Consider the following 16603-nt stretch of genomic DNA (forward strand, 5'->3'; position numbering starts at 1 on the left):
AGGTGCGCACCGCGCAAAGGAAAAGGGCCCCGAGGGGCCCTTTGTCAGTTCGCGGCTTTGCCGTCCTGAAGCTCGAAGGCTTTCTCGCGGATTTCGGCGGCGCGCGGATCCGTCTGCTGGATCATCAGGACACCCGTATTATTCTCGGGATCGTTGTCATGATAGACGCGATAGGTCGCGCCCGGCAGTTCGGAGAAATAGCGCGAGAGCTTCTTGGGCGACCATGTATGGTGGATCGCCCCGAAGCCCGGCACATCCTTCAGCACGGTCGAGATCGCATTGGCGCAATAGGATTTCCGCGCGGCCCCGTATTTCTCGGCATTCGCGCGGATCTGCTGCGCCTGCGCCATGGTGACCGGCACCTTCTGCTCGATCACGTCCCAACGGTCGCGGGCGTGGTAGTCGATATAGAATTTGCGCATCCGCTCGGTGATACCGAAATGCAGGTCGTTCCGCTCGGGCGAATAGGGGTGATACCATGTGCCCGCCGGATCATAGAGAACCCGCTCCGGCCCGTCGATCATAAGGCCCGAATGGCCACCTGCGCCGGTCTCGCGGCTGACCACGGTGTAAAGCGTGACCGAGGGCGGATCGCCCGACACATAATGGGCTTTGGCAACCGCGTCATCCGGCGCCCAATGCGGTTCAGCCGCACAGGCAGCAAGGCCCAGCAACATGCCCAAACAAACAAGTAGTCGGCGCATCAGCCAGACCCCCTTCAATCTTTTGCAATCACTAGGGGCCAACATCCCCTATCCCGCCTTTGTGAAGCATCAAATCCGGTTGGAGACAACAGCAACACAGGCCCGTGACAGATAAAACCGCAAGCTGTTCTGCCAAGGGCACGATCATAAAAACACGGCCTTAGAACACGCGGGCTCACATCTGGCGCAGGGCTCAGAGCAGATGCCAGAGCCACGCGCCATCCGCGCGCGGCTCGCGCCGCACCTCGCCCAGATGCAGCAGATGGTTGAGATGGGCCACCGCCTCCACCATCGCCAGCCCATAGGTGCCCTCGTCGATCTCGCGCTTGAAAAGCGGCGCGAAACACTCGCAGGCGGTCTTTGGGCCAGCGCCCAGATGCGCGCGCAGGCGGTCCAGCGCGCCATCATGGTTCTGGATCATCTGGGCAAGCCGCGTGGGCAGGCCGGTAAAGGGCAGCTTGTGGCCGGGCAGAACCAGTTGGGTCTCGCGCGCCAGAGGCAGGAAGGACTGCGTGGCCGCCATCCATTCGGCGACCGGATCGGCCTCGGGTTCTGTCGCATAGACACCCAGATTGGCCGAGATCGAGGGGAGCAGCTGATCCCCACCGATCACCAGATCGCCGCTCCAGAAGGTCGCATGTTCGGGCGCATGGCCATTGCCCATCCGCACGTTCCACTCCCGCCCCGCCATCTCGATCCGCTCGCCCTCGACCAGCCGCCGGTAGCCCAGAGGCAGCGGCGCCGTGCAATCGGCAAAGTTGAAAGGCCGTTCCTGCAACCGCTTTTCCAGCATATCCGCCCGCATCCCGGCCGCCCGCCAGAAAGCCACGGTCTGCGGATCGGGGCGGTCCTGCACATCGTGCTGGAGCATCCGCGCCATCAGCCATGCGGTGCGCGTGGTCCACAGCTCGGCGCCCCGCCCCTGCAGCCATCCCGCAAGCCCGATATGATCGGGATGGTGATGGGTGACCACGACGCGGCGCACCGGCTTTTCGGCCAGAGGCCCGTCCAGAAGCGCCATCAATGCCTTGCGACAGGCGGGCCGGTCCACCCCCGGATCGACCAGCGTCCAGCTGTCGCCCTCGTCCAGCGCATAGCCATTCACATGGTCGAGCGCCATCGGTAGCGGCAGCCGGAACCAGAAGATGCGGGGCGCCACCTCGCAGAGCGTGCCCGGGGCGGGCGGCTCGGGCCAGGGATAGCGGATGCATCGGGGGGCGGAGAGAGGGCTTGTCATAGCCCCAAATCTGGAAGCGAAAGCGCCCGAAGTCCAGAGCCCGCCCGCATGGCGGCAACCGCGCCCGCAGAGCGCGGCAGCACCCGCCCGATATGCACCGCCGCCAGCGCCCGACGGTCCGGATCGGCCAGCACAGCCTCCAGATGCGCTCCCGCCCCCAGAACCAGCGCAAGGGCCTGCACCATATCTTCCGCGGCCTCGGCCCGTGTGGTCTGGTCCTGCGAGACCAGCCATTCGACCGCCGCGCGCACGGCCTCGGCCGCCTCCCGGACCGGTGCGGCCAGATCGGGATACTGCCGGTGGGCCCGTGCGGCCTGTTCCTGCACCTCCTGTAACAGCTGACAGGCCATCCGCCCCCCGTCGCGCATCTTTCGGCCCACCAGATCCAGCGCCTGAATACCGTTGGTGCCCTCGTAGATGGCCGTCACCCGCACATCGCGCCAGAACTGCGCGGCCCCCGTTTCCTCGATAAAGCCCATACCCCCATGGATCTGGATACCTGCATCCGAAGCGCGTGCGCCGACCTCGGTGCCATAGACCTTCACGACCGGCGTCAGGAACGCCGCGCGCAGGGCCCAATCTCCCGCAGGATCGGCCCCCGCCATATCCAGCGCCACACCGGCCTTCAGCGCCAGCGCCCGCGCCGCAAACAGTTCGGCCCGCGCCTCTCCCAAGAGCCTGCGGATACCGGCAAACTCGATGATCGGGCGGCCCTGCACCCGCTCGGTGGCAAATTGCGCGGCCTTTTGCAGCGCGGCCTCGGCCACGCCGATCCCCTCCACGCCCACCGACAGGCGCGCATTGTTCATCATGGTAAACATCGCGGCGAGCCCGGCATGGGGCTCCCCCACCATCCAGCCCTTGGCCCCCTCGAAGACCATCACACAGGTAGGCGAGCCATGCAGCCCCATCTTGTGCTCGAGGCTTGCCACATGCAGGTTGTTGCGCTCGCCCTCCGGCAGGAGCTTGGGCACCACGAACAGACTGATCCCCTTGGTGCCCGCGGGCGCATCGGGCAACCGCGCCAGCACCAGATGGCTGACATTCTCCACCAGATCGCTATCGCCCCAAGAGATGAAGATCTTCTGCCCCGTCACCGCATAGCTACCATCGGCATCGGGGATGGCCCGCGTGCGCATATCGGCCAGATCCGATCCGGCCTGCGGCTCGGTCAGGTTCATCGTGCCCGACCAGTCGCCCGAAATCAGCTTGGGCAGATAGAACGCCTGCTGCTCGGCACTGCCATGATGCGACAGCGCCTCGATCTGGCCTTGCGTCAGCATCAGCTTCAGATGCAGCGCCATATTGGCCCCTGCCATCATGTCGTTCACCGCCAACCCCAGCGCCTGCGGCAGGCCCATCCCGCCATAAGCCTCGGGCGCGGCCAGCGCTACCCATCCGCCCTCGGCCAGCGCGGTATAGGCGGCGCGGAAACCGGGCGAGGTCACGACCTTCCCGTTCTCGAGCCGCGCCGGATAAAGATCGCCCGCACGGTTGCAGGGTGCCAAGACCTCATCGGAAATCCTCGCGGCCTCGGTCAGGATCGACCCCGCAAGATCGGGCGAGAGATCGGGGAAGGCCGCGCTGCCATAAAGCTGCGGCAAGGGCGTGAGATGATCGAGGATGAAACGGATATCTCCGGCGGCGGCGCGATAACCCATGATGTCCTGCCATGACCTCCCTCAACCCGACCCGTGGCAGCCGCTTGGCATTTGCGGCAGACAGGCTTATGCACAAGGCTGTAATGGGGACGAGGTTACTGCCTTGCCTCTTTCCAGCAATCACGACGCTACGTCAAACAGATCCGATACCGCCCATGACCGATCTCCTCTCCGCCACCCCCGAAGGCTATACCGAGGCCGCCCGCCTGCTGGGCCGAGGCGAACTGGTGGCCTTTGCCACAGAGACGGTCTACGGGCTGGGCGGCGATGCCCGCAACAGCGAGGCCGTCGCCGCGATCTATGCGGCCAAAGGGCGGCCCAAGTTCAACCCGTTGATCGTGCATGTGCATTCGGTCGAGATGGCCGAGCGCTATGTCACCATCCCCGAGGCGGCGCGGCCGCTGATCGCGCGCTACTGGCCGGGGCCCCTGACGCTGGTGCTGCCTTTGCGCCCCGATGCGGGGATCTCCGATCTGGTGACCGCGGGGCTCGACACTCTGGCCATCCGCATGCCCGCCCATCCGGTCGCGCGCAAATTACTGCAGGAATATGACGGGCCGCTGGCCGCGCCCTCGGCCAACCCCTCGGGGCGGATCAGCCCCACGACCGCAGCGCATGTGATGGACGGGCTCTCGGGCAGGATCGCGGCGGTGCTGGAGGGCGGGGCCTGCGGGGTGGGCGTCGAATCGACGATCCTCTCGCTCGATCCGCTGGCGCTCCTGCGCCCCGGCGGGCTGGCACTCGAGGAGATCGAGGCCACGCTGGGCCGCGCTCTGCCCACCGGCGGCGATGCCGACAAACCCAATGCGCCGGGCCAGCTGAAATCCCATTATGCACCGGGCGCTGCGGTGCGGCTGAACGCCACCGACCGCCAGTCGGGCGAGATCTGGATCGGTTTCGGACCCCATTGCGCGGGAGCCGATTTCACCCTCTCGGAGACGGGCGATACGACCGAGGCCGCAACCCGCCTCTTCGGGCTCTTGCGCGAGGCCGATGCGCTGGCGCAGCAAAAAGGCGCCAGCTGCATCGCAGTGGCGCCCGTGCCCGATACGGGGCTGGGTCTGGCGGTCAATGACCGGCTGGATCGGGCCGCAGCGCCCCGCCCATAACACCGCCCCTGAAGCTTCTCAGGCGTGGCCCGCCGTCGCAGAGAGTGTGCGGGGATCAATCCCCATCGTCCCCAGCGCGCGCACCCATTTATTGGCGTAATCTCCCGAGAGCGCCAGCTCGGCATCGCCATCGGCAATCAGCCAGCCATTATCGAGGATCTCCTGTTCCAGCTGGCCCGGCCCCCAACCGGCATAGCCGAGCGCCAGAACCGCGCGATCCGGCCCGTTGCCTGCGGCAATATCCTCGAGAATGTCGCGGGTGGCGGTCATGGCCAGCTCCTCGCCCACCTCCATCACCGGCCCGCCGCCATCCCATTCGGTCGAATGCAGCACGAAGCCACGACCGGTCTCGACCGGCCCGCCAAACAGGATCGGACGTTCGCTGCTGTCATCGGAAGCGGTCATGGTGATCCCCAGCTGCTCCAAGAGATCGGGCAGATCGGGCTTGGGCAGGGGCTTGTTGACGATCAGCCCCATCGCCCCTTCCTCGGAATGGGCGCAGACCATGATCACCGAATGTTCGAACCGCTGATCACCCATACCGGGCATCGCAATCAAAATCTTGCCGCTCAGATCCATCAGGGCCTCCTCATGCGCCGCATTGTCCCGATCTGATGCCGCATTGGCACCAGTCCGCAATGTCTTTCCATCAAACTGGTCCGCAAGAGGTCACTCTTCAAGGTGTCAATGTGGCCAAAAGGCCGCCATTAGCCTTGCTGGCGCGTTTGTGACTTTGCGGAAGCGTCTTCTTGGCGATAAGCGGAACTCATGAGCATCATGACAAGACTTGCATCTTCCGGGCTGGGATTAGGCCTTTTCGCGACCGTTTGTGGTGCGGTTCCTGCCTTCGCGCAGACGACCGAGCTTGCCATGACCCTGCCGCCCACCTCCGAGGCCGTGCCACTACCGATGGGGCTGAGCCATGCCGAGGTACTGGACGGCTGGCAGACAAAGAACGGCACGCGCATGGCCGCGATCCGCATCACACTGGATGCAGGCTGGAAGACCTACTGGCGCCATCCGGGCGATGCGGGCATCCCGCCGAGCTTCAACTTCAAGGCCTCGAGCAATCTGAAGGATGTGAAAATCTACTGGCCGCGACCGCAGGTATTCATGGAAAGCGGAACGCGCTCAATCGGTTACAAGGACCAGATGATCCTGCCGATCGAGCTGGTGCCAGAAGATGCCAGCCAGCCGATCCAGCTGGAGGCCGATCTCGATCTGGGGATCTGCCATGATATCTGCATCCCCGTCTCGCTCGATCTGGCCGCCGATCTGGAGGGCAAAGGCGCGCAGGATGCAGTGATCACACAGGCGCTGGAAGCTCAGCCCAAAAAGGTTCCCAGCACGGCACGCTGCACCATAGCACCGATCCGCGACGGGGTCCGTGTAACGGCACAGCTACCGTCCGATGCCGCTCCCGATCAAGTGGCGCTCTTCGAACTGCCTTCGCAGCCCGTCTGGGTGTCCGATTCGCAAATGTCACATCAGGGGAATACCCTGAGTGCCACGGCAGATCTGGTGCCGCCCAATTCCGAGCCCTTCGATCTGGATCCGAAAGATCTGCGGATCACGGTGCTCGACAAGACCCATGCCTACGAGATGGATGGCTGCGCGCGGATGTAACTAGCGCCTCCGGCGCGTGCGCCATGCGGCCACGGCGAGCGCGCCCAGAATGAAGGGCGCAAAGACCAGCCAGCTCTGCGACAGGCTACCACCCCGCGCGATCACCGGTCCGAAGCCGAGCGCCGCCCCCAGAACGATCAGCCCGATCCCCCACCAGAGTGCGCCCGCAAGGCGCGGCGCTTTCAGTCCGCGCCGCGTCGAGGCGAGGATCCGGAGGATATCGGCCTGAACCGCCAGCACGGCAGGCACCAAGAGCAGCACGATCACCATCCCGAAGCCAAGCCCGTAGACCAGCGTGATGACCGTCGATTTCAGGAATTGCGCCTCGGCGCTGCCCTCGTAGAGAAGCGGCGCGAGCCCGAGAACGGTGGTCAATGTTGTCAGCAGCACAGGCCGCAGACGGTCGGCCACCGCCTCCACGATCGCAGGGCGCAAACCACGGTGCCGCGCGTAGTCATCCACCGTCGAGATCAGCACGATGGCATCATTGATAATGATCCCCACCATGCCGAGCCCGCCCACCACGGCGAACATCGACATGGGCGTGTCCCAGAGGTAATGCCCCCAGACCGCCCCTACGAGTCCGAAGGGAATGACCGCCATCACCACCAATGGCCGCGCCCAGCTGGCCAGAATCCATGCCAGAACCACGTAGATCCCCAAAAGACACAGGATCAACCCGAGTTGCGCATCAGCCATAAAATCGCGCTCGTCGGCGGCCTGCCCCGTCTGCAGCCAGCTGACCCCCAGCCGCTGCGCGATATCGGGCAGGATGCGGCTCTGCATCTCGGTCATGATCGCATTGGCGCGTTCAGGGTCGTCCTCGGAGATATCCCCCGTCACCTCGATCTGGCGGAGCCCGTCGTCGCGGCGGATGGTGGAAAAGCCCGCCTCGCGCCGCACCGTGACAATATCCGACAAGGGCACCCACCGGCCACCGGGGCTTTGTAGCTGCATCCGGTCGATGAAATCGGCGGTCTTCTCGGCCTCGGGCAATTCCACGCGGATCGTGGCCGAGCGCACCCCGTCAGGATAGCTCGCGGCTTCGGTGCCGTTCAGGCGGGCGCGCAATTCCTGCCCCAATGTCTCCGTATCAAAACCCAGTGCCTGTCCCTGCGGTGTCAGATCGAGGATCAGATCCTCCTTGTCATAGGCCAGATTATCCTCCAGCGCCGAGACCTCGGGATAGGCCGATAGTGCGGTTTTCAACTCTTCGGCAGCCTGTTTGAGCACCCGTGTCTCGGCGCCCGTAAACTGCACCGCAAGGCTGTCGCCGCCAGGCCCCGCGCGGAAACCACGGAAGGAAAGTTCCTCCAGAGCCGGATTATCGGGCGCCTCCTGCTGCAGGCGGCGGATGAAATCGGCACTGGAATAGGGGCGCAGATCCTGATCGACCAGCTCGACCGAGATCGAGCCCAGCTGGTCGGTGTCCTTGGTATCGGCCGAGGCCAGAGACCGCCCCGAGGCCCCGCCGAGCTGGCCGATCACATAGGTCACCGGATTGAGCCCGTATTCGGTCTCGTAATCGGCTCCCACCTTGGCAACCAGAGCCTGCAGCTCGCGCATGACGGCATAGCTGTCCTCGCGGGTGGTACCATTGGCCATGGCAAAGGCCCCCGAAATACTTGACCGTTCGGGCGGCGAGAAGAAGCGCCACTGCACCTGACCGGTTTTCAGCAAGGCCACCTGCACCGCCAGCAGCAGCACCGCAAATGCCAGCACCGGATAGCGCGCATGGAGGATACCGCGCACCAAAGGCCGCATCGCCTTGCGTCGGAACCAGTCCAGCCCGCGATTGGTCAGCCGCGAGGGCGCATCATACCAGCGCGGCTGCCCGATATGCGCCAGCGCGTGGGACATATGGTTGGGCAGGATCAGGAAACACTCGACCAGCGAGGCCGCGAGCACCGCGATTACCGTCAGCGGGATATCCATGATCATATCGCCCATCCGCCCGCCGATCACCACCAGCCCCGCAAAAGCGATGATGGTGGTCAGCGTCGAGGCAAAGACCGGCGCCAGCATCCGGCGCGCGCCCATTTCAGCAGCCACTTCGGGCGGCTCGCCCAGATGGCGGGCCCGGAAATCGGCATGCTCGCCCACCACGATGGCATCATCGACAACGATCCCCAAGGTCAGGATCAGCGCGAAAAGCGACATCATGTTCAGCGTCATACCGCCCAGATACATCACCGCCAGACCGGCCGCGAGCGAGGCGGGAATACCCATCGCCACCCAGATCGCCGTGCGTGCATTGAGAAACAGGAACAACAGCACCAGCACAAGACCGAGCCCGACCAGACCGTTATCGACCAGCAGATCGAGCCGCGCCACGATCCGCTCGGTCCGGCTGCGCACCAGCTCGATCGTGGTATTGGCGGGCAGATCGGGGCGCATCGCGGCCACGACCTGCTCGACCTTGCCCTGCAGGGCGATCGCATCGCCTTGGGCCGAGCGTGCCACATTGATCGTCATCGCGGGATTGGCGCCCACATAATAGGCCCGCTCGCGCGCCGCGCCCTCCACGCTGATCCGCGCGACATCACCCACCGTCAACGCCGCGCCATCGGCATCGGTGCGGATCACCAGATCGCGGATCTGGCGGGCCTCGCGGCGCTCCTCGCCCGCGCGCACCCGCGCCGCCCCCGAGGCCACATCGCCCGCCGGCGTGGCATCTGTGGCGGCTCGGATCACCGCGATGATCCGGCTCAGGCTGACATCATGTGCCATCAGCGAGGTCGTGGGCACCTCCACCCTTACCTCGGGCGCGGCAATCCCCGAGAGCGTGGTGCGGGTCACGCCTTGGGCATAGAGGCGCGCCATCATTTCGTCGGCCAGACGGCCCAGCTGTTCGGGGGCGAGCGGACCGGTGATGATCACATCTGTGACCGTATCGCGCCACACGCTCTGCCGGATCTCGGGGGTCTCGGCGGCCTCGGGGAGATCGCCCGCCAGCTGGATGGCGCTCTGCACGTCATCCATCGCGCGGCCCATATCCCATCCGGGCTCGAATTCCAGCTCGATCTCGGCGCGGCCTTCACGGGCCGTGCTTTCTGTCGCAGCCACCCCTTCGACGCTCAGCAGCGACGGTTCGAGCACCTGAATGATCGCGCGATCCACATCCTCGGCGCCCGCCCCCTCCCAGGCAACCGAAACATCGATCTCGTCGCTGACCGTATCGGGAAAGAACTGCGCCCGCAGTTTGGGGGCGGCCACGATCCCCGCGCAGAGCATCACCACCAGCACGATATTGGCCAGCGTGGCATGGCGGGTGAACAGGCCGATCAGCCCCATCTCAGCCGCCCCGCTGTTCAAGCCGGTCGATCACGGCAGCGGGCACGCGGTCCTGCTGCAACTGGCTCAACAGGCTCTCGCGCTGGCTGGTGCTAAGGCCGGTATCGCGCTCGGCGGCCTCCATCAGGGCCTGACGGTGATCGGGGGTCAGGTCGATCAGGCTCTGGTCATGGGATGCCTCTGTCAGCGGACGCAGCTTGATCCCCTGCCCCAGAAGCGGGCTGCGCCGCGCCACGACCAGCGTGCCCTGCGGCAGATCCGAGCGCACTAGCACCGTATCGCCCTCGCGACGCAGGATGCGCGCCTGCGCGGCGTAAAGGCGGTTCTCGCCATCCAGCGCCAGCACCTCGCCATTCCCATCCACCGCCTGTGACGGAAGCCGCGCGACATCGGCCAGAAGCGGCTCGCTCAGCGTCACGGTCACAAAATCACCGGGCCGGAAGCCGCGCGTCTCCGCAAGGCGCGCGTAAAGAAGCCGTCCCGCCGTGCCCGCCTCGACACTTGCCCCCGCCCTGAGGAGCTGCGCCGACGATTGCACCTGCGCCTCCGCTGTCTCAAGCCGCACCTGCGCCTCCAGTGGCAGCAAGGCACCGCCCTCATCGGTCAGCCGCAAAAACTGGCTGGTGGACACACGGAACGCGACTTCCAGCGCGCCCGGGTCGATCAGCTCGCCCAGCATCTCGTTGGCCGAGACCAGCCCGCCCTGCACCGCCATCACCCCGCCGAGGATGCCGTCGAAGCCCGCGCGGATCACGGTCTCCGACAATTCGCGCTCGGCCTCGGCCAGATCGATCCGCGCGCGGCTCAGCGTGGTTTTCCCCTGATCGAGCACCGCCTGCGCCTGCGAGAGCGCCGAGCGGCGCGACAGAACGGCCTGATCAGCGGAAGAGGCGGCCAGTTCGGCCTCCTCGGTGACCGCCGCCGAGCCGATCCCGCGTGTGTTCAGATCCTGCTGGCGTTGCAGCGCCTTGAGCCGCAGCGCGGCCTGTGCCTGCGCGGCCTTCAGGTCATCGCCGGCGATCACCAGCGCCCGTCCGGCCTGCGCGAGAGCCGCCTCGGCCTCGGACAGGCTGGCAGCCGCACTGTCGCGCGCGGCCTGCGCCTGCGCCGGATCGAGCCGCACCAGCACATCGCCCTGCCGCACCATTGCCCCATCCTCGAAGACAGGGGACAGCTCCACAACTGTTCCCCCGCTCGAGGCACGCAACTCCAGCCGCCGTGTCGAGCGGATCTCGCCATAGGCGGTCAGTTCGGGGCGAAGATCCTGATACTCAAGCGCCACCACATCGGCGGCATAAATACGTTCCGAGGGTGCTCTTGCGTGCCCGTGCTCCGTTCCGGACGGGCCCATCCGCATCACGGCCACCGCCGTGGCAAGCAGGCCAAGCGTCAGGGCAAACAGGAAAATTCCGCCAAGGCTGCGTGAAAGAAAATGCATCTATGCGCGTATCCGGAACTATCGGGCGAGGTTGGAGCATTGTGCCAGTCTTTGCCGGTGCCGCATAGAAAAACTTGGCCGCCTGCGGCAGGTCTAGCCGTCGAGCCGCGCCCGCAGCGACAGGAGATCGGCCCATGTATCGCGCTTGGCCTCGGGCTGGCGCAGAAGCTGGGCGGGCGAATACATGGCGATCGCGGGCTTGCCAAAAGCCTCGGCCCATTGCCCGCGCAGACGGATAATCCCGCGTTTGCCGATCCCTGCCGAGCAGGCGGCATTTCCCATCAGGACCACAATATCGGGGTCCACCAGCTCGACCATCCGCATCAGGAACGGGCGCATCATCGCGATCTCGGCGGCTTCGGGCTCGCGCTGGCCCGGTGGGCGCCACGGCAGAACCGGCGCGACAAAGAGCGCCGCATTGCGGTCGGGGGCCTCGCGCCCCAGCCCGATGGCGCCAAACATCCGGTCGAGCATCCGCCCCTGCGCCCCCGTGAACGGACGGCCTGCGCGCTCGTCCTCGCGATCGGGCGCGTCGCCGATGACCAGAACACGCGCATTCTCGGGCCCTTCGGCACGCAGCGTGCAGCGCGCGCCCTTGCGTAGCTCGCAGGTCTCGAACGCATCGAGCGCCTCGTGCAGATCGGCCAGACTGCGCGCCTGCCCTGCCGCCTGCGCGGCCAGCCCGACATGATCGACCTGTGGCACGGCCTGAACGCGCACAGGCGCCGCCGGTTTTTCGGCCATAACAGGTGCGGCCTGCACGACCTCCGGCTTGGCCAGCCGGTCGGGCAGCGCGTAGCAATCCACCGCCCCGTCGCCCTGCGCCTCGTCCGCGCCCAGCTCGCATAGCCATTCGAGCGCCGCGAGGGCGGCATCATAGCTCAGATCGGAGGGCGGGAGGTTATGCATGGTCATGACGCGCATCTTAGTCGCGCGGCTCCAGACGGTAAATCCCCTACCTGCCGCACAGCTCCCGACGATATTTTCCTTTTCTTGCAGGCAATCTGGCGGTAGGCAGCTTGGCAAACAGACAGGAAGAACCCGATGACCACGACCGGAAAAATCGCTTTTCAAGGTGAATTGGGGGCCTATTCCCATCAGGCCTGCCATGATGCGCTCCCCGATATGGAGGCCCTTCCCTGCCGGACCTTCGAGGATGCGATCGAGGCCGTCCGCTCGGGCGAGGCCGATCTGGGCATGCTGCCGGTCGAGAACTCCACCTATGGCCGCGTGGCCGATATCCACCAGCTGCTGCCATCCTCGGGGCTGAAGGTGATCGGCGAGGCGTTCGTGCGAGTGCATATCAACCTGCTGGCCCTGCCCGGCACAGAGCTGTCCGAGGTGAAATCGGCGATGTCGCATACCGTCCTTCTGGGGCAGGTCCGCAACTTCCTGAGCGCCCATAACCTGCACCGCATCGTGGGGGCCGATACCGCAGGCTCCGCCAAGATCGTGGCCGAAAAAGGCGACCGCTCGGTTGCGGCACTGGCCTCGGAGCTGGCAGGCGATATCTACGGGCTCGAGGTTCTGGCTCGCCATATCGAGGATGCCTCGAACAATACGACCCGCTTCCTTGTTATGTCGCGCCAGCCCGATTTCTCGCGCCGTTCCGAGCGGATGATGACCAGCTTCATCTTCCGCGTGCGCAATATTCCGGCCGCCCTCTACAAGGCGCTTGGCGGCTTTGCGACCAATGGCGTGAACATGACCAAGCTCGAGAGCTACATGGTGCGCGGCAATTTCACCGCAACCCAGTTCTATGCCGATGTCGAAGGCCACCCCGAGGACCCCAACCTGAAACTGGCGCTCGAGGAGCTGTCCTATTTCACCGATATGATGGAAATCCTCGGCGTCTATCCGGCAGATCCGATCCGTCAGGAAATCTGCGGCTAAGCGGCCGCACGGAGCCCAATGCGGGCAGCTAGGGCCCGTAGATCACGCCTGACCCGATGCCTCGTAGCGGGCCGAGATCTCCTTGGCCTGCTTCGATATGCGGTCGGCGAATTTGCGGTCGAGACTAGAGCGGCCAAGCTTTGCCGATTGCAGCATGAGCCGCGCGCCCAGCGTGCGCGGACGTATATCCAGCCCGACCTGCAACCGCGTGCGGGTGCGCGACAGCGCGGTCAGCAGGATCACCGTCTCGATCAGGAAGCTCGACGATTCGCCTGAAAGCCCCACCGCCTCCGGACGCTCGAACCGCGTGACCTCCGCAGTCAGCTTGCGCATCTTGCCCCGCAGGCGGAAAGCGATCTCCCAGCTTGCGCCTTTGCCCGCGCCTTCCAGCTGGTCGGTGCGGTGAAGTTTCACACCACGCTCGCGGGCAACCTCTTCAATAGCATCGAAGCGGCTGAGCTCGTCGAAGACAAACTCAACAGGGACAGGCATATCTTCTCTGGTCGAGAATTTCATCCGGCACTCCTTGGCACATGCCAACTGAAAAGATCACGGCGATCATGACGTTAGGTCTGATCTAGACGCCATTCACAGACGGTCTGCAAGCCATTCCCGCATTAACCAACCTGCAATGGCACCGCGACGTGGCGCGCGTATCACGCTATCGCGCCCCGCCAGCACCTGCAACAGCCGCTCGCGACTGATCCAGAGTGCATCCTCGATCTCGATCGGGTCCGTCACGATCTCGCGGCTGAGCGCCTCGGCATGGCACCCCATCATCAGCGAGGCCGGAAAGGGCCAAGGCTGCGAGGCCACGGGCCGGACGGGGCCAACGCTTACCGAGGTTTCCTCGAAGACTTCGCGACGCACGGCGGCCTCGACCGTCTCGCCGGGTTCCATGAAGCCCGCGAGACAGGAATACATCCCCTCCGGCCAATTGGGGTTACGCCCCAGCAGCAGGTCGTTGCCGTGGGTCACCAGCATGATGACACAGGGATCTGTGCGCGGGAAATGCGCGGCCCCGCAGGACGGACATTGCCGCTGCCAGCCCGATTGCACCGGTTCGGATCTCTGGCCGCAGCTGGCGCAGAACCCGTGGCTGCGGTGCCAGCCGAGCACCCCGCGCGCCGTGGCCGACAGCTCGGCCTCGAGCGGGGTCAGATCCGTCATCACCTCGCGCAGATCGCGGAAACCATGACCCTCGGGGGCGGAGATGTCGGGCGGAAGATCCCGCGCGACGATCATCTTTCCCTCGACCTGCCCCAAGAGCACCTGCGTGCCCGCCTGCCCCGAAAAAAACGGCGCGGAAGCCGGCAGAAGCCCCAGAACGGGCGTTGCCTCGTGATCGCCGCAGCACAGGATTTGCCCCTGCGCCACCGCCAGAACCCACGCATCCGCCAGATCGGGCATCTCACGCGAAAGCCCGGCACGGTCCAGCCCGCCCCCCGCAAAGGCCAGCCCTGTCCGACGGTCGTGGAAAAACGGTCCTTGCGATGGAAGGATTCGGCCAGAAGCAGCAGATGACATGAAGGGAGACCCCGATTTTAAGTCTGGTTACGCAATACGCTTGCTTAGTGTTACGAATTTAGGCCTTAATCGTCAAAAGAGTATAGCTTTTCCCTCCGTGACCTGATGTCACAAATACACCTTAGGGTTGAGCGTGGTTAATATGGTATGAGTGACAAAAGGCGATCTTGGATCGCCCGTTCGAGAGGAATGCGATGCCCGTGCCCACGCAGCAGCCGCATAACGGCCAAGTGACAACCCTGCGTCTGCGCCTTCTGGCAACGACGGATCTGCACGGGCATGTGCGGGGCTATGACCTGTTTTCCGACCGTGAGGATACCAGCTGCGGGCTCGCGCGGGTGGCAACCCTGATCGACGCCGCCCGCGCCGACTGTCCGAACACTTTGTTGTTCGACAATGGAGACTTCCTGCAAGGAACGCCGCTGACCGAATACTGGGCGCGCAACCGCACCGGGCGTCCCGCCGCGCCCCATCCGGTGATCGAGGCGATGAATGCGTTGGGCTATGATGCGGTAGCGCTGGGAAATCACGAATTCAATTACGGTCTGGAATTCCTTCTCGAAAGCCTGTCGGACGCGCGTTTCCCCTGCCTTGCGGCCAATGCCCTGACCGCGCAGGGGGCGCCGCTGACCCAATCCCATACGATCATCGAGCGGGCGCTGACCGATGAGGCGGGCACGGTCCATATGCTTCGGATCGGGGTCTTTGGCGTGTTACCGCCGCAATTCATCCTGTGGGACAGTGCGTTTCTGGCCGGCCGACTGCAAAGCCGTGCCATTGTCGATACCGCCAGAGACGAGATCGCGACACTCAAGGCGCAGGGCTGCGATCTGGTCGTCGCGCTTGCCCATACCGGCATCGACCCCGATGCGCGCGAGGACGATCCCCATGCCGAGCATGTCGCGACCCTTCTGGCCCGCCTCGAGGGGCTGGATGCGCTTGTTGCCGGCCATGACCACATCACTTTCCCCGGCCCTGACGTGCCCGCGCGGGACTGGATCGACCCCGAGCACGGCGTCCTGCATGGCGTGCCAACCGTCACGCCCGGCCATTTCGGCAGCCATCTGGGGCAGATCGACCTGACATTACATCACGATGCTCAGGGGTGGCAGGTGGCCCGCGCGCAGGTGCAGGCCATCCCTGTCCGCCAGACGCCCAGCGTGCCCGAGGCGCCGAGAATCGTGGCCTGCACGGCACAGGCCCATGACGAGGTGCAGCGCCATAGCCGGCAGCGTATCGCGCGGCTCGATGTACCGCTGCACAGCTATTTCTCGCTGGCCGCGCCCGATGCCGCCCTGACCTTCGTGGCCCATGCCCAGCGCGAGCATGTGCGAACCCTGCTGGAAGGCCGGATCGAAGGGGAATTACCCCTGCTTTCGGCTGTAGCCCCTTGCAAATCGGGCGGGAGATCAGGGACGGAATATTATCTCGATCTGAAACCCGGCCCGCTCAGTATCCGCAATCTCAGCGAGATCTATCTATTCCCCAATATCGTCACTGCCGTCATCATCGACGGTGCCGGGCTGAAGAGCTGGCTCGAGCGGGCCGCCATCGTTTTCGAGACAATCCCCGCTGGCTCGCAGGGCCAGACACTGATCCGCCCCAGCGTCCCCGCCTATAATTTCGACGTCATGCTGGGCCTGACCTACGAGATCGACATCTCGGCCCCGCCTGCCTTTGATCTGCAAGGGGCAGCGACAGGCGAGGGGCACGGGCGTATCCGCGATATGCGCCATCAGGGGCGACCCGTCGAGGATACCCAGAAATTCGTCGTGGCGACCAATAACTACCGCTCTGCCTTCGCGGGTCAGTTTACGGGGCTTGAGGCGCTGCGGATCGATCTGGGGCCGGATGTCGCCTCCCGCGACATGCTGATCGAGGCCGCGCGCCGTTGGGAAACCGTGCATCCCCAGCCCGAGCCGATCTGGCAGTTCAGGGATCAGCCCGATACCTACGCCCGCCTTATCACCGGCGCCGGCGCGCTGGCCTATACCGCCCAGATGGGCAGGTTCGGGCTTTCGGTCGAGGAGCATTGCGAGGACGGAACCGTCACTCTGTGCAAACAGCTTTTCGAAGAGGTCCGCCGCAGCGGCACACTGGGCTGAACCGCGCGA

At 65.1% G+C, this 16603-nt stretch carries 13 protein-coding genes; 4 read left to right on the top strand and 9 right to left on the bottom strand.

What is annotated here, in order from left to right; genetic code table 11:
* Positions 1-44 precede the first annotated feature (44 nt).
* The 3 genes from WDB91_RS02810 to WDB91_RS02820 all read right to left on the bottom strand — a co-directional run bounded on the left by WDB91_RS02810 (position 45) and on the right by WDB91_RS02820 (position 3602).
* A complete protein-coding gene (locus WDB91_RS02810; protein WP_339113652.1) occupies positions 45-704 on the bottom strand; it encodes a hypothetical protein in 660 nt (219 codons plus the stop codon).
* Positions 705-897: 193 nt separating this feature from the next.
* Entirely contained in the window at positions 898-1941 is a 1044-nt protein-coding gene (locus WDB91_RS02815; RefSeq protein ID WP_339113653.1) for an MBL fold metallo-hydrolase, read from the bottom strand.
* Positions 1938-3602 carry an acyl-CoA dehydrogenase family protein gene (locus WDB91_RS02820; RefSeq protein ID WP_339113654.1) on the bottom strand — a complete coding sequence of 555 codons (1665 nt, stop codon included), beginning with the start codon at positions 3600-3602 and terminating at the stop codon, positions 1938-1940. Before WDB91_RS02820 ends, WDB91_RS02815 begins: the two co-directional genes overlap by 4 nt.
* Before the next feature lie 155 nt (positions 3603-3757).
* Between WDB91_RS02820 and WDB91_RS02825 the strand changes: the two genes are divergently transcribed.
* Positions 3758-4711: an L-threonylcarbamoyladenylate synthase gene (locus WDB91_RS02825; protein ID WP_339113655.1), complete on the top strand. Its 954-nt coding sequence runs from the start codon at positions 3758-3760 to the stop codon at positions 4709-4711.
* Between the two features lie 18 nt (positions 4712-4729).
* On the opposite strand, the gene WDB91_RS02830 is transcribed toward WDB91_RS02825, so the two are convergent.
* Positions 4730-5290, bottom strand: a complete 561-nt coding sequence (locus WDB91_RS02830; protein WP_339113656.1) for a YqgE/AlgH family protein — start codon at positions 5288-5290, stop codon at positions 4730-4732.
* Positions 5291-5488: 198 nt separating this feature from the next.
* Between WDB91_RS02830 and WDB91_RS02835 the strand changes: the two genes are divergently transcribed.
* Positions 5489-6337, top strand: coding sequence for a protein-disulfide reductase DsbD domain-containing protein (locus WDB91_RS02835; protein WP_339113657.1), 849 nt, complete (start codon positions 5489-5491; stop codon positions 6335-6337).
* Here the strand turns inward: WDB91_RS02835 and WDB91_RS02840 are convergent, their stop codons facing one another.
* The 3 genes from WDB91_RS02840 to WDB91_RS02850 form a co-directional block, all read right to left on the bottom strand.
* A complete protein-coding gene (locus WDB91_RS02840) occupies positions 6338-9631 on the bottom strand; it encodes an efflux RND transporter permease subunit (protein WP_339113658.1) in 3294 nt (1097 codons plus the stop codon).
* Between the two features lies 1 nt (position 9632).
* Entirely contained in the window at positions 9633-11069 is a 1437-nt protein-coding gene (locus WDB91_RS02845) for an efflux transporter periplasmic adaptor subunit (RefSeq protein ID WP_339113659.1), read from the bottom strand.
* 93 nt (positions 11070-11162) lie between these two features.
* Entirely contained in the window at positions 11163-11984 is an 822-nt protein-coding gene (locus tag WDB91_RS02850) for a uracil-DNA glycosylase (RefSeq protein ID WP_339113660.1), read from the bottom strand.
* Positions 11985-12113: 129 nt separating this feature from the next.
* Here WDB91_RS02850 and WDB91_RS02855 point away from each other — a divergent pair, with 129 nt between their 5' ends.
* Positions 12114-12962, top strand: a complete 849-nt coding sequence (locus tag WDB91_RS02855; protein WP_339113661.1) for a prephenate dehydratase — start codon at positions 12114-12116, stop codon at positions 12960-12962.
* Positions 12963-13004: 42 nt separating this feature from the next.
* Here the strand turns inward: WDB91_RS02855 and WDB91_RS02860 are convergent, their stop codons facing one another.
* Positions 13005-13454 (bottom strand): SRPBCC family protein, encoded by a 450-nt coding sequence (locus WDB91_RS02860; RefSeq protein WP_339113662.1) that lies wholly within the window; start codon positions 13452-13454, stop codon positions 13005-13007.
* 96 nt (positions 13455-13550) lie between these two features.
* Positions 13551-14489, bottom strand: a complete 939-nt coding sequence (gene nudC / locus WDB91_RS02865; protein ID WP_339113663.1) for an NAD(+) diphosphatase — start codon at positions 14487-14489, stop codon at positions 13551-13553.
* A 194-nt stretch (positions 14490-14683) separates the two neighbouring features.
* On the opposite strand from nudC, the gene WDB91_RS02870 reads away from it, so the two are divergent.
* Positions 14684-16594, top strand: a complete 1911-nt coding sequence (locus WDB91_RS02870) for a bifunctional 2',3'-cyclic-nucleotide 2'-phosphodiesterase/3'-nucleotidase (protein ID WP_339113664.1) — start codon at positions 14684-14686, stop codon at positions 16592-16594.
* The last annotated feature ends 9 nt before the right edge of the window (positions 16595-16603 follow it).

It is taken from the genome of Thioclava sp. GXIMD2076 (assembly GCF_037949795.1).
Taxonomy (GTDB): Bacteria; Pseudomonadota; Alphaproteobacteria; order Rhodobacterales; family Rhodobacteraceae; genus Thioclava; species Thioclava kandeliae.